Origin of the sequence: Pseudomonas sp. GL93 (genome assembly GCF_003408955.1) — a bacterium.
GTDB classification, from domain to species: Bacteria; Pseudomonadota; Gammaproteobacteria; order Pseudomonadales; family Pseudomonadaceae; genus Aquipseudomonas; species Aquipseudomonas paracarnis.
This window is the reverse complement of record NZ_NKRF01000041.1, coordinates 17,861-31,546: the sequence shown is the minus strand read 5'-3', so window position 1 is coordinate 31,546 and position 13,686 is coordinate 17,861. Positions and strand designations below refer to the sequence as shown.

Here is a 13,686-nt window from a genome sequence, read left to right as displayed (position 1 = left end):
GGTATGGGCTGATACACCGCATTCGCGAGCAAGCCCGCTCCCACACAAGCCCGCCCCCATAAAGAGAGCGGGCAGCAGGCAAATCAGTAGCGGTAAGCGTGCGGCTTGAACGGACCTTCAACCGTCACGCCGATGTAGTCGGCCTGGGTCTTGGTCAGTTGAGTCACCACGCCGCCGAAGCCGCGGACCATTTCCAGGGCCACTTCTTCGTCGAGTTTCTTGGGCAGTACTTCCACGGTCAGGCGCTCGGCTTTCTGGGCGGGCGACAGGTCGGCGTACTTCTGTTCGAACAGGAAGATCTGCGCCAATACCTGGTTGGCGAACGAGCCATCCATGATGCGGCTTGGGTGACCAGTGGCGTTGCCCAGGTTCACCAGGCGGCCTTCGGCCAGCAGGATCAGGTAGTCATCGTTCTGTGGGTCGAAATCACCAGCGCCGGTACGGTGAACCTTGTGTACCTGCGGCTTCACTTCTTCCCATGCCCAGTTCTTGCGCATGAAAGCTGTGTCGATTTCATTGTCGAAGTGACCGATGTTGCAAACAACGGCGCGCTTCTTCAGGGCCTTGAGCATGTTCGCATCGCACACATTCACGTTACCGGTGGTGGTGACGATCAGGTCGATCTTGCCCAGCAAGGCTTTGTCGATGCTGGCTTCGGTGCCGTCGTTCTGACCGTTGATGAACGGCGAAACCACTTCGAAACCGTCCATGCAGGCTTGCATGGCGCAGATCGGGTCAACTTCGGAGACCTTGACGATCATGCCTTCCTGACGCAGGGACTGGGACGAACCCTTGCCCACGTCACCGTAGCCGATCACCAGGGCTTGCTTGCCCGACAGCAGGTGGTCGGTGCCGCGCTTGATCGCATCGTTCAGGCTGTGACGGCAGCCGTACTTGTTGTCGTTCTTGCTCTTGGTCACCGAGTCGTTGACGTTGATGGCCGGGATTTTCAGTTCGCCCTTGGCCAGCATGTCCAGCAGGCGGTGTACGCCGGTGGTGGTCTCTTCGGTCACGCCGTGGACGCGATCGAGGATCTGCGGGTACTTCTTGTGCAGCAGCTCGGTGAGGTCGCCGCCGTCGTCCAGGATCATGTTGGCATCCCAAGGCGCGCCATCTTTGAGGATGGTTTGCTCCAGGCACCACTCGTACTCTTCTTCGGTCTCGCCCTTCCAGGCAAATACCGGGATACCGGCGGCTGCGATAGCGGCAGCGGCCTGGTCTTGAGTCGAGAAGATGTTGCACGACGACCAACGCACTTCGGCACCCAGGGCAACCAGGGTTTCGATCAGCACGGCAGTCTGGATGGTCATGTGGATGCAGCCGAGAATCTTCGCGCCCTTGAGCGGTTGCTCTGCGGCGTACTTGCGACGCAGGCCCATCAGGGCAGGCATTTCGGATTCGGCGATAAAGGTTTCGCGACGGCCCCAGGCAGCCAGGGACATATCGGCGACTTTGTAGTCATTGAAATCTGCAGGCGTCATTACAGCGCTCATAGAGAGCCTCCATTCGTAGTGTGCGAATGGGCGCCGTTGTGCGTTTTGTATCAGGCCAGGACAACCAGGCCGGACAACGCCCCATCCGAGCCTGACAGGTTGAACCTGCTGCAGCGCCCCTCGGACAGGTGGCGGGAGAACGGTATCAATCGAAGATGACCGTTTTGAAGCGGAGGCGATTATAGCCGTGTAAGCGGCACTTCCCAAGCCTTTCTGTCGGCGGCATGAAGATCGCTCATGGGCTTGATAGCTAATGGCTCATAGAGCTTGGGCCTGGGCTCTGCCATGATGTTGCCCATCATTTCGCAAGACGCTTTGGAGTGACCATGAACTTCCACACCCGCAAATGGGTAAAACCCGAAGACCTCAACCCCAACGGCACCCTGTTCGGCGGCAGCTTGCTGCGCTGGATCGACGAAGAAGCGGCCATCTACGCCATTGTCCAGCTCGGCAACCAGCGCGTGGTCACCAAGTACATCTCGGAAATCAACTTTGTCAGCGCCTCGCGCCAGGGCGATATCATCGAGCTGGGTATCACTGCCACCGAGTTCGGCCGCACCTCCATCACCCTGACCTGTGAAGTGCGCAACAAGATCACGCGTAAAAGCATTCTGACCGTAGAAAAAATGGTCTTCGTCAACCTGGGCGAAGACGGTTTGCCGGCGCCCCACGGCCGTACCGAAATCAAGTACGTGAAGGACCAGTTCCAGGACGACAGTCTTCCCGAGTAACAACCTGGTGGCCTGATTTGCTTTACCAAATCATTCCGCGTGGATCTATCTGAGGCTCTCTCATCACTCAGGCCTACATCCTGTAGAGAGAGCCTCGTGTATGAAAGTCTCCGGTTCTGTTGTAGAGAATCACCCCCCATCGCCGCAAATCAGCGACCAGGGCGCCAAGATGCCCTTGGTCAAAGGTGTGGGCGAGCGCAACCTGAGTGTTTATCGTCACAGCGATGGGCGTGTGGAGGTGGTGCTGTCACCGCCACCGCCCGCTCACTTGGTGCTCAGTGGCGGTGGCGCCAAGGGCATCGCCTTTCCAGGCATGGTGCAGGCGCTTGAAGACGCCGACAAACTCAAAGGCGTGAAAGTGGTTTCCGGTTCTTCTGCCGGTGCGATTTCCGCAGCACTGCTCGCCAGCGGCATGGATGCCAAGGCCTTTACGCAACTGTCGAATAACCTTGACCTGCCCAGCTTGCTCAACAGCAAAGACCCGGTCACGTCTTGGTTGCAGGACGCCAGTTCCGAGCTCGGCAAGCTCGTCAGAAGCCTGCCCGGGCCGGTTGGAAATATCTCTCAACTGCTGCTGACGTTGCTGCCGCGCCTGCAAACCGAGGGGCAGCCGCTGGAAGACTTGATCCGCAACGAATCGCGTCAATCGATTCTCGCCCATATCGCCGGCATGCCCCCAGCCAACCGCCCGCCGGAAGTTACGGCAATTGCCGAACGGCTCAGCGCTGGCGGGGGGGCGACTTTTCGCGACTTGGAAGTGTTGAACCGGCATATTCCGGCGATCAAGCAACTGAACATCACCGGCACGGGCATGTTCGATGGCCGCCCGCAGTTAGTGGTGTTCAATGCCAACCTGACACCGGATATGGATATCGCCCGCGCCGCGCTTATTTCGGGTGCCCTGCCTGGGTTGTTCAAGAGCCCCACCGAGCAGGGGCACGGGTTCCAGGCAGCGTCGCAGGTCACGGCGTTTCAGGACGGCGGGTTGCTGCTCAATACCCCTGCCCCAGGTGTCATCGAGCGCTCGTTCCCGGAAAGCCCCCTGGGCAAGGACGAAGCGCTGATCGTCAAGTTCGAGTCTGACAAGGCATCAGCACCGCCCAGGAGTGGTGGTTTTTTCAGCTTTCTGGCCGACACGTTCACCGGCACGCCACACACCGCCGCTGAAACCTACCAGAATGACCGGCTCCAAGCGTTCTCGGAGCAAACGGTCACGTTGCCGCTGAACTCGGACAAAGGCGACTTTCGCGGCCTGCTCGGTGGTACCGTCAACTTCACCATGACCCCCGAGCAGAAACAGCATTTGCAGGCCCAGGCTCGCCAGGCGGTGTCAGGGCATCTGCAAAAGCGTGAACTGGAGCGTGAGCGTCATGAGTTCCCCTCGCTGAACGATGCCGTGATGGCGATGGATGATCAAATGCTCGCCAGCGTGCAAGTTGACCTGCAAAAGGACCCGGCCGGCGCCGAGGCGTTGCGCTTTCGCAAAGACGCACAGCAGGCGCTAAAGGCGTTGGACACTGCCATTGGCGAAGCTAATCAATCCGACACGTCGCTGGTCATTACGCCAAAAATAGCCTCGGCACTGCGCAATCTGGACGCCCTCGCCCGTAGACCCGAGGATATCGAATGGCTGGGCAAGCGCCTGAATGCGCCAGGGCAGCGTAATTTTCAGCAACTGCTGCAGGTGGGCGCCAAACAAAGGGCGGGCAATGGCTCAGGCCTGTCCAAGGTGTTGAGCCGCGGTGTCACTGAAATGCAAAAACGCGATATCGGGGTGAAGGCAGAGAATTTTATCCGCGAAGTCATTTATCCCTCGCTATACCGTCCTGGCCAACCGGCTGCCAACGTTGAGTTATTGCAACGTGCGGTGCGTGATTTGGGCGAGGCGACGACGCCAGCGGAGTTCAACCGTGTGCTTGATGGCATCGTCAAACACTACCGGGCGCGCAATAAACCCTGGAGTAAACCCTTCAGCTCTACCACCGTGGAGCAGGCCAAGGCTTGGCGTATTCCGGTTTAGTTGCAGTGCCACTGAACAGCCATCGTCGCGGCGGGTCGTAGCTACAGGCACCCCTTGGACTCTGGTACATCATGGCCACTCAAGCAGACGGCAAGACCCCCAACCTCTCGCAGGAAGAGCAGCAGGACGTTGATGACAACCAGCCGCCTCGTGCGGCTGTATTACACGAAATTATCCGCACCCAAGGCGATCAGGAGCTAGAGCGCAGTGTGGCAGCGCTGTGGTGGTCGGCGTTGGCCGCCGGCCTGACCATGGGCTTGTCGCTGATGGGCATGGGCCTGCTCAATTCGCGCCTGCCGGACGGTGATGAATTCAAGGTCATCGCCAGCTTTGGCTATTGCGCAGGCTTCCTCGCGGTGATTCTTGCCCGTCAGCAGTTGTTTACCGAAAACACCCTGACCGCCGTGCTGCCGGTGATGAGCAAACCGACCCTGGCCAACGCCGGCCGCTTGTTACGGCTATGGACGGTGGTGTTGGTGGGCAACCTGTGTGGCACCTTGCTGGTGGCCTACGTGATGCTGCACCTGCCGATCTTCGATACCAAGACTGACCTGGCCTTCCTCGAGATCGGTCGCAAGGTCATGGAGAACGACCCCGCGCAGATGTTCGCCAAGGGCATCGTCTCCGGTTGGATGATCGCCACCATGGTCTGGATGATTCCGTCGATGGAGAGCGCCAAGCTGTGGATTATCATCCTGATCACCTACTTCATGGCGCTCGGGGACTTCACCCATATCGTCGTCGGTTCAGCCGAAGTGTCCTATCTGGTGTTTGCCGGCGAGTTGCCGTGGAAGGATTTCTGGCTGATCTTCGCCGGACCGACCCTGGCTGGCAACATCATCGGCGGTAGCTTCATCTTTGCGTTGATCAGCCATGCGCAGGTTCGCAGCGAAAGCAGCCTGCCAGGTAAAAAGGCTGCGGATCCGAGGCATCCGCAGCAGATCAATAAGGGTCAGTGATGCTCAGGCGTGGCCTGGGGTTCGCCCCGGGTCACGTGCTTGACCAGCTTGCCGATGCTCAACCCCTGCAACAGGATCGAAGACAGCACCACGATGTAGGTGATGCTCAGCAACAAGTCACGCTCCGGCCCCAGGGGCAGGGCCAAGGCCAGTGCCACCGAGACGCCGCCGCGCAGGCCGCCCCAGGTGAGGATGCGGATAGTGCCGCGTGGCACCGTGCGCCAACGTCGCAGCAACAGGATCGCCGGGGCCACGGTCAGCAGGCGCGAGAGCAGGATCGCCACTGCCAGCAGGCTGGCCGCGAACACGTGCAGCCAATTGAATGGCAATAGCAGCAGCTCCATGCCGATCAGCGCGAACAGCAAGGCGTTGAGCATGTCATCGAGCAGTTCCCAGAAACCATCCAGGTAGCGACGCGTCATGTCGTTCATCGCCAGCTTGCGCCCCAGGTTGCCGATGATCAGCCCCGCGACCACCATCGCAATCGGCGCGGACACATGCAGTTCCGAGGCCATGGCCGAGCCGCCGATCACCAGGGCGAGGGTCAACATGACTTCGATCTGGTGCTGTTCGATGCTCTTGATCATCAGGTACACGAGATAGCCGATCAGCCCGCCAAACAGCACGCCGCCAATGGCTTCATGGGCAAACAGCATGGCCGTGGCGCCCACGGTGGGCGTTTCACCCAATTGCGCGATGCCCAGCAGCACGGTAAACACCACCACGGCGGTGCCATCATTGAACAGCGACTCGCCGACGATGGTGGTTTTCAGCGGTTTGGAGGCATTGGCGGTCCGCAGCACGCCGAGCACCGCAATGGGGTCGGTGGGGGAAATCAGCGCGCCGAACAGTAGGCAGTAAAGGAAACTCACGTGCCAACCAAACAGGGCGAAGATGTAGTACGCCAGGCTGCCGATCACCACGGTGGCGATCAACACGCCAAAGGTTGCCAGCAGGCCGATGGGCCAGCGGTAGCTGCGCAAGTCGTTCAAGTTGACGTGCAAGGCGCCAGCGAACAGCAGGAACGACAGCATCCAGTTCATCAGCAAATCGCCGAAGTCGATCTGGCCGATCAACTGCTGGATACGCTCTTCCAGGCCCGGGTAGCCGAGCACGCTCAGGCCTTGCAGGATCAGCGAGAACAGCAGTGCGGTGACCATCACGCCAATGGTGGGCGGCAGGCCGATAAAGCGGAAGTTCACATAAGTGAGCAGGGTGGTGAGGCAGATGAAGGCGGCGACAAGTTCAAGCATCCGGGGTCCTTGGAGCGGGGGAATATAGGCGCACGGGGTGCGTCGAATCGGGGTTTAGTATAAACAGGTGCTGTCACATGACGTATCAATTAAGGAGGTTCTGGTGATAGCCACAGTTCTGGTGCTGGTAGCGGCGCTGTTGCATGCGACGTGGAACACCTTGATCAAGTTCAGTGGCGAGCGCCTTTTAGTCATCGCCTGCATGGACAGTGTGGCGCTGCTGTTCGTGGTATTTGCGGTGGGGTTCGTGTCCTTGCCGCCGTTGGACATCTGGCCGTGGATCGCGGCCTCGGCGCTGTTTGAATTGCTCTATCGCTATCTGTTGATCCAGGCCTATCGGGTGGGTGACCTGGGCCTGGTGTATCCGTTGATGCGTGGTTTGTCGCCGCTGGTGGTGCTGGTGCTGACCCTGGTGTTTGCTGGTGAAGTGCTGAGCACCCAGCAGATTCTGGGGATCTTGCTGATCCCGTTCGGCATGGTATGCCTGTTGTGGCAGGGCGGCGGCGGTGACCGGTTGCCCTGGTCGATGCTGCCGGTGGTGTTGCTGATCGGCCTGTGCATTGGCTGCTACACCTTTCTGGATGGGCAGGCGCTGCGGCGCTGGTCGCACCCGCTGGATTACCTGGTGTGGTTGACGCTGATCAGCGCCTGGCCGTTTCCGCTGCTGGCGCTGGTGCGTAAACGTGCAGCCTTTAGCCTGTTCTGGCGCACCCAGTGGCGGTTGGGGTTGAGCGTGGGGTTATGCGTGTTGTTGAGCTACGCTTTGGTACTTTGGGCCATGCAGTTGGGCTCGATTGCCGAAGCTGCCGCGTTGCGCGAAGTCAGTGTGATTCTGGTGGTGCTGTTCGGTATGCGTTACTTGAAAGAACCTTTTGGCCGTCCACGGCTCATAGCCTGTGGGTTGGTGTTGATTGGCATGTTGGTGATGAAACTCTAACCGTCGGATAAAACTAAAAGGAATCGGTGATGACAGTCGCTTTATGGTGTGTGTTGATCGCAATCTTTCTGCCGTACATTTGCACCGGTGTGGCCAAGTTCAGTACAGGCAAGTTCGGGCCGCGGGATAACCACGACCCGCGTGCCTTCCTCGATAGCCTGGAAGGCGTCGCCAAGCGTGCTCATAGCGCGCAACTCAACAGTTTCGAAGTGACCCCGGCGTTTGCCGCTGCAGTCATCATTGCGCACCTGGCCGGCAACGCCGAACTGGTGACGATCAACGTGCTGGCTGTGCTGTTTATCACCAGCCGCCTGCTGTACATCATTTGCTACCTGGCGGACTGGGCGATCTTGCGTTCGCTGGTGTGGGCCGTGGGTATGGCGTTGATTGCGAGTTTCTTCTTCGTTTCGATGTGAGGGACGCTGTAGGAGCGAGCTTGCTCGCGAAGAACGTCAACGATAACGCGTGCTTCCTGAATAGACGCGGCGTCTGTGAGTTCTTCGCGAGCGAGCTCGCTCCTACAAAAAAGCCCAAGCTCTCTTCCGGTCAGGTTCCGGCAGGCGCATCCGGAACCTGGGGCAACGCCGCGCCTTTGGGCCACAACATCCAGATCTGGCCTTGCTGCTTCATGTTCCCCGCCAACTCGCCTGCGGCATTGCCTGTGCCCCAGAACAGATCTGCGCGCACTTCTCCGGTGATTGCGCCGCCGGTATCCTGCGCGGCGACCGGGCGTGCCAGTGGCGTGCCGTCTGGCTTGGTGGTCGACAACCACAACAGGCTGCCCAGCGGAATCACCTTGCGATCCACTGCCACGCTGTAGCCGGCGGTCAATGGCACGTTTAGCGAGCCGCGCGGGCCTTCGTTGCTGTCGGGGCGGGCGCTGAAGAATACGTAGCTGGGGTTGCTCGCCAACAGTTCAGGAATACGCTGCGGGTGGGCCTTGGCCCAGGCGCTGATGGCGCCCATGGTCACGTCTTCTTTTTTCAGTTCGCCTTGTTCCACCAGCCAGCGGCCTATAGGGCGGTACGGGTAGCCGTTCTGGTCGCCGTAACCCACACGCAGTTGGCGCCCACCGGCCAGTTGAATACGCCCCGAGCCCTGGATCTGCAGGAATTGCAGGTCCATCGGGTCGGTCAGCCAGGCGATCGGCTTGGCGGTGGAACCTTGGCTGTTGAGGGTGCTGGCATCGTCATACGGCTTGAGCACACGACCTTCCAGGCGCCCGCGCAGGCGCTTGCCCTTGAGTTCCGGGTAGATGCTGTCGAGGTTGACGATGATCAGGTCGTCCGGCACGCCGTATACCGGCACGTGGGCGGTGGCGGTCTTGGTCAGGCTGCCGGGGTAGACCGGCTCGTAATAGCCCGTGATCAAACCGTTTGGCGTGTTGTCCGCCGAACGCAGGCCGAAGACATCCAGGTGTTCCTTGAGAAAGCCACGAACCGCCACGACATCGCCCGGTACGCTGGCCGCTGCCGCGCAGGTCGGGCCCCAGATCGGGTCGGCCTTGAGGCGCTGGCAGGCGCTGCGCCAGGATTCGAAGCCGGCGAGCAAGTCGCTGTCGGAAACGCTCGGCAAGGCTTCCCATGGTGCGCTCACATAGGTGGCAACGGCGTGAGGTTTGGAGGGTTCCTGTGCAACTTCTTTGCCGGCGTCTTTACCGGCATCGCAGCCGGCCAGTAGCGCGAACATTGGCAGAGCCCACGCCAGGCGCCGGCCCCAGGGTTTGAAGGTGACATTCATGCAAGCAATTCCTGAAACGGTTGCCCGTGCTTCACTGCATCCGGGCAACCCTTATTATTAATAGGGCTATTGGTCTTTGCGGGCGGTGCGAGGATACTGGCCGCCGTTTCCCGTGACCTTGAAGCCATGATGATGTTAAAAAAATTGACCGTTGTATTGCTGGCCTGCCTGACGGTGTCTGCCTGTGGCGGTGTTGATCCCAATTCCCCCCTGGGCCAGCGCAAGGCGATCTTCAAGCAGATGCTCAAGACCGGTGAAGACCTGGGCGGGATGCTGCGCGGGCGTATCCCATTTGACGGCGCCAAGTTCGCCGAGGGTGCGGTCAAACTGGATGCGTTGTCCCATGAGCCGTGGAAGCATTTCCCGAGCGTGCGCGAAGAAGACCACACCAGTGCCAAAGATGATGTGTGGCAAAAACAGGCGCAGTTCCAGCAACTGGCCCGTGACCTTGAGGCGGCCACCGGTGAATTGGTGATCGCCAGCCAAGTGCAGCCTTATAAAGCCAGCAACCTTCAACCTGCGGTGCAAAAAGTTGAAGATGCCTGCAGCGCCTGCCATAAACAGTTCCGCGATCATTGACCGGTTTTACTGGTCGAGTTCTTCCACCGCGCCTTGCAGCTCTTTGCGCGAGTCGGCCAGCTTCTCCTTACGCTTGTTGATCTTGTCCGGGTCGCCTTTTTTCATGGCCTTGTCGAGGTCGGCCTGACGGCGGCTGACTTCATGCTTGGCGTCTAGCACTTTGTTTTCACGTTCTTTCTTCAAGCCGGCATCGGTGCAGTGGGTGGTGACTTCGTCCAGGGCTTTTTCCAGGCCGGCCTGCTGGGCGCTGTTACCGTGGGCCTTGGCCTGTTCGATCTGGCTGCTGATGGCCTGGCGCTTGGCGGCGCAGCCGGTGAGGGGTTGTACGTCTTCGGCGGCCAACAGCGGCGTGGCCATGAAGCTTGCGACGGTCAGCAAGGCAAAGGGGGCGAGAAATTTCATATAAAGCTCCAAGTTCGCAATCAGGTGGCCGGGGGGTGTTTAAAACCCGTCTATCCCGGCTACGCGTAATGTTTCAGCCAAGGCTTGTACGTGCGGGTCGCGAAAAAAAGCGCTGAGTTGCGCCGCGCGTCCCGGGCCGATGCCGTCTGAGGCCAGCCAGGCTTGGGTGTCTTTGGTGACCAGCGTCTGCCAGTTACCTTCCAGGTTGTTACGCGCCGCTGGCGGTATGCCCAAGGCGCAGAGCCATTGTAAAAAAGGGCGTTGCCGGGCGCTTTGAATACTGTCGAGCACCCGCGCACGGGTCCGCTCGCCTAAGCCCTCAATGGTAGCAAGCTCGGCCGCATCCAGGGTCAACCAATCGAGAAAGCCTGTGATTAGACCGGCCTGGATCAATACGTTCCAGGTTTCACGGCCCATATGGGGTAAGGCCAGGCCATGTTTGCCGCTCAGCCAGGTGAGGCGGGCGAGCAACTGATCTTCGCAGCCGGGGTCCAGTTGCCAGCAGCTCAAAGCATGGAAGTCTTGAGGGTCGGGTACCTGCAGGTCCACGCGCGTCTCGTTACGCAGGATCACCTCGTCCAGTCTCGGTATCACCTGGCCCGCCAGGCTGATCGACACATGATCGCCGGGGCGGATATCCAGGGCTTGCCAGCGTTTCAGGGAGCTGGCGCTGACCCGGCTGATCTGCCGATCATCCAGCCGCACGGGTTCCAGTTCGAGGATCGGGGTAATGCGCCCGGTGCGCCCCACCCTGAACTGGACGTTGCGTACCAGGGCCAGGGCCTTGATGGCCGGGTACTTCCAGGCAACCGACCAATACGGCGCACTGGCTTGCCAGCGCTCGGCGGGCGCTCGCGCAGCCTGGTGCAGCACCACGCCATCGCTGGCGAAAGGCAATGCAGCGTTGTACCAGTGCGTGCGCCAATGCGCAGCTTCGCTAATAGAAGCGACGGGTTGGCTGTACTGCTGGCTGTCGGTAAACCCCCAGCGCGCCAGGGTGGCCAGGCGTTCGGTGAAGTCCTTCGGGCCGTCGGGCCATGCCCAGACGAACAGGCCGATCCCTGCCGCTTGGGCGTCGCTCAACTGGCGACGGTTCATCAGGCCAGCCACTTTACTGCGTGCATTGAGCCCGCCCTTGAGCGATTGCACATGATGGTTGAGGCGCCAATAGAGTTCGCCTTGCAGCACCACATCAACGGCGTCGGGCAACTGTTGGACAATGCCCGGGATCTTGGCGGCGGAGGCTGACCAGTCGTGCCCCAGCAGGCCGTCGCCCCGACTGATGAGCTGGTGCAAGCGGCCCTGGCGATACACCAGCGTCACCGCGACGCCATCGACCTTGGGTTGGACCCATACATCCTGGCGAGTGCTAAGCCAGTCACTGACGGCAGGCTCGCCCGGCAGCTTTTGCAGGCCGGTGTGCGCGACCGGGTGACGTAAGGTGCCGCGCGCACTGGCCAGCGGGTTATCAGGCTTGGGGGGCTGCTGACGGGCGCATTCCTGCCAATGCGCGAGGCGCTTGCGGGCCTGGTCGTAGAGCTCATCGCTGATCAGGGACTGGCCCTGCCGATGATAGCTGTCATCCCACTGCTGGATTTGCCTGGACAGGGTTTCCAATTGCGAGTGAACGTTATCTGGACAGGCTTCGGCCCAGGCCCAGGCTGGCAGGGCGCTTATGAGAACAGCCAGTAATACGTGCATCATGAGCATCCTTGCTCGAAAAGGGCCCCCAGCCTAAGTGATCCACGCGCCCACAAAAAAGCCCCGACCGAGCGAGGCTTTTTACCGAGTATTTCTGTTTACTTGAACAGGCCGCCCAACGCCTTCACAGCATCGTTGTTTTCAGCCTTGGCCTGCTGTTTTTGCTGCTTGGCGTCGACTTTTGCCTGGCTGTCGGCGAGTTTGTTGCAAGCTTTGTTGACCTGCTCCAGCGCAGCCTCATACGCCCGCACTTTCAACAGATCGTTCTTGGCATTGGCCGCGTCGATCTTGGCTTGCAGGTCTTTGGGTTGCTGCTGGCAGTCGCCGGCATTGCCGCCACCGAGCTGGGCGCTCAGGGCGCCGCTCAGAGCGTTCAGGTCAGCGGCCTGGGCCGACAGGGTGAACAGGCTGAGCAGAAGGGCGGCAGGGGCGAGCGTGGAAATGCGCATGAAAACCTCAATGTTCGATTGCCTGCGCGCTTATCCATCCCGGGCGGGCGCAGTGCAATATCCAAATAAGGTGAGTGGCCCGAGAGGGCGCGGATTCTAGTGGGCCATCATTTGGCCTGCAAGCCTTGGATCCAAAAAAGCCCGAAGTAGCTCTGCAGGCAACAAAAAACCCCGCCAGGCAGACCTGGCGGGGTTTTATTTACCGCGAACGATTACAGGCCGGCGGCGGTACGCAGGTCGTTGGCGCGGTCGGTTTTTTCCCAGGTGAAGGTGCTGAAGGTGTCATCGCCCACCGTCTTCTGCGCAGGGGTGCGGCCGAAGTGGCCGTAGGCTGCGGTTTCCTGGTACATCGGGTGCAGCAGGTCGAGCATGGTGGTGATTGCGTAAGGCCGCAGGTCGAAGATCTCACGCACCAGCTTGACGATCTTGTCATCGCTGATCTTGCCGGTGCCGAAGGTGTTCAGCGAGATCGACGTAGGCTGGGCGACGCCAATGGCGTAGGAAACCTGGATTTCGCAGCGCTCCGCCAGGCCGGCAGCCACGATGTTCTTGGCTACATAACGACCGGCGTAAGCCGCAGAGCGGTCAACCTTGGAAGGGTCCTTGCCGGAGAATGCACCACCGCCGTGACGGGCCATGCCGCCGTAGCTGTCGACGATGATCTTGCGGCCGGTCAGGCCGCAGTCGCCCACCGGGCCACCGATGATGAACTGGCCGGTCGGGTTGATGTGGAACTGGGTGTCCTTGGTCAGCAGTTCGGCAGGCAGCACGTGCTTGACGATCAGTTCCATCACGCCTTCACGCAGGTCGGCGTAGGACACATCCGGGTTGTGCTGGGTCGACAGTACGACGGCGTCGATGCCCACCACTTTGCCGCCTTCGTAGCGGCAGGTCACCTGGGACTTGGCGTCCGGGCGCAGCCAGGGCAGTACGCCGGATTTGCGCGCCTCGGCCTGGCGTTGTACCAGCTGGTGCGAGAAGGTGATCGGCGCGGGCATCAGTACGTCGGTTTCGTTGCTGGCGTAGCCGAACATCAGGCCCTGGTCGCCGGCGCCCTGATCTTCAGGCTTGGCCCGGTCAACGCCTTGGTTGATGTCTGGGGACTGCTTGCCGATGATGTTCATCACGCCGCAGGTTGCGCCGTCAAAGCCGACGTCGGAGCTGTTGTAGCCAATGTCGGTGATCACGTCACGCACGATCTGCTCCAGGTCAACCCAGGCAGTGGTGGTAACTTCGCCGGCGATGATCGCCACGCCCGTTTTCACCAGCGTCTCGCACGCCACGCGGGCGAACTTGTCTTCAGCGATGATAGCGTCCAGCACCGCATCAGAAATCTGGTCGGCGATTTTGTCCGGATGCCCTTCAGACACGGACTCGGAGGTGAAAAGGGAGTATTCGCTCATCTCGATGTTTTCCTGATAT

The 13,686-nt window shown here is 60.3% G+C and carries 13 protein-coding genes and 1 riboswitch; of the genes, 6 read left to right on the top strand and 7 right to left on the bottom strand.

Annotated features, from left to right (window positions below):
- Nucleotides 1-83 precede the first annotated feature (83 nt).
- On the bottom strand, nt 84-1,493 hold the full coding sequence (gene ahcY / locus CER19_RS07005; RefSeq protein ID WP_034128916.1) for an adenosylhomocysteinase: 1,410 nt from the start codon (nt 1,491-1,493) through the stop codon (nt 84-86).
- Nucleotides 1,494-1,514: 21 nt separating this feature from the next.
- Nucleotides 1,515-1,621, bottom strand: a riboswitch (S-adenosyl-L-homocysteine riboswitch).
- Nucleotides 1,622-1,819: 198 nt separating this feature from the next.
- Here ahcY and CER19_RS07000 point away from each other — a divergent pair.
- The 3 genes from CER19_RS07000 to CER19_RS06990 all read left to right on the top strand — a co-directional run bounded on the left by CER19_RS07000 (nt 1,820) and on the right by CER19_RS06990 (nt 5,203).
- A complete protein-coding gene (locus CER19_RS07000) occupies nt 1,820-2,224 on the top strand; it encodes an acyl-CoA thioesterase (protein ID WP_065871910.1) in 405 nt (134 codons plus the stop codon).
- Nucleotides 2,225-2,324: 100 nt separating this feature from the next.
- The gene (locus CER19_RS06995; RefSeq protein ID WP_116665897.1) at nt 2,325-4,244 is read left to right on the top strand and encodes a patatin-like phospholipase family protein; all 1,920 of its coding nucleotides are present in this window, start codon (nt 2,325-2,327) and stop codon (nt 4,242-4,244) included.
- Nucleotides 4,245-4,315: 71 nt separating this feature from the next.
- Entirely contained in the window at nt 4,316-5,203 is an 888-nt protein-coding gene (locus CER19_RS06990; protein ID WP_116665896.1) for a formate/nitrite transporter family protein, read from the top strand.
- Here the strand turns inward: CER19_RS06990 and CER19_RS06985 are convergent.
- Entirely contained in the window at nt 5,197-6,456 is a 1,260-nt protein-coding gene (locus CER19_RS06985; protein ID WP_003194982.1) for a sodium:proton antiporter, read from the bottom strand. The two genes, CER19_RS06990 and CER19_RS06985, sit on opposite strands and share 7 nt — an antisense overlap.
- A gap of 103 nt (nt 6,457-6,559) precedes the next feature.
- Here CER19_RS06985 and CER19_RS06980 point away from each other — a divergent pair, with 103 nt between their 5' ends.
- A complete protein-coding gene (locus CER19_RS06980) occupies nt 6,560-7,393 on the top strand; it encodes an EamA family transporter (RefSeq protein ID WP_116665895.1) in 834 nt (277 codons plus the stop codon).
- Nucleotides 7,394-7,422: 29 nt separating this feature from the next.
- Entirely contained in the window at nt 7,423-7,809 is a 387-nt protein-coding gene (locus CER19_RS06975) for an MAPEG family protein (RefSeq protein ID WP_034128911.1), read from the top strand.
- 130 nt (nt 7,810-7,939) lie between these two features.
- Here CER19_RS06975 and CER19_RS06970 read toward each other — a convergent pair whose 3' ends face one another.
- Complete coding sequence (locus tag CER19_RS06970) at nt 7,940-9,133, bottom strand: murein transglycosylase A (protein WP_116665894.1); 1,194 nt, start codon at nt 9,131-9,133, stop codon at nt 7,940-7,942.
- 129 nt (nt 9,134-9,262) lie between these two features.
- Between CER19_RS06970 and CER19_RS06965 the strand changes: the two genes are divergently transcribed.
- On the top strand, nt 9,263-9,712 hold the full coding sequence (locus tag CER19_RS06965; RefSeq protein ID WP_116665893.1) for a cytochrome c: 450 nt from the start codon (nt 9,263-9,265) through the stop codon (nt 9,710-9,712).
- A 6-nt stretch (nt 9,713-9,718) separates the two neighbouring features.
- Here the strand turns inward: CER19_RS06965 and CER19_RS06960 are convergent, their stop codons facing one another.
- From CER19_RS06960 to metK, 4 genes are all read right to left on the bottom strand, one after another.
- Nucleotides 9,719-10,114, bottom strand: a complete 396-nt coding sequence (locus tag CER19_RS06960) for a DUF1090 domain-containing protein (protein WP_116665892.1) — start codon at nt 10,112-10,114, stop codon at nt 9,719-9,721.
- 39 nt (nt 10,115-10,153) lie between these two features.
- A complete protein-coding gene (ligB, locus tag CER19_RS06955) occupies nt 10,154-11,818 on the bottom strand; it encodes an NAD-dependent DNA ligase LigB (protein WP_165861611.1) in 1,665 nt (554 codons plus the stop codon).
- A 95-nt stretch (nt 11,819-11,913) separates the two neighbouring features.
- Nucleotides 11,914-12,264, bottom strand: coding sequence for a DUF1090 family protein (locus tag CER19_RS06950; protein ID WP_014720281.1), 351 nt, complete (start codon nt 12,262-12,264; stop codon nt 11,914-11,916).
- Between the two features lie 212 nt (nt 12,265-12,476).
- A complete protein-coding gene (metK, locus tag CER19_RS06945; RefSeq protein WP_003194964.1) occupies nt 12,477-13,667 on the bottom strand; it encodes a methionine adenosyltransferase in 1,191 nt (396 codons plus the stop codon).
- Nucleotides 13,668-13,686 lie beyond the last annotated feature (19 nt).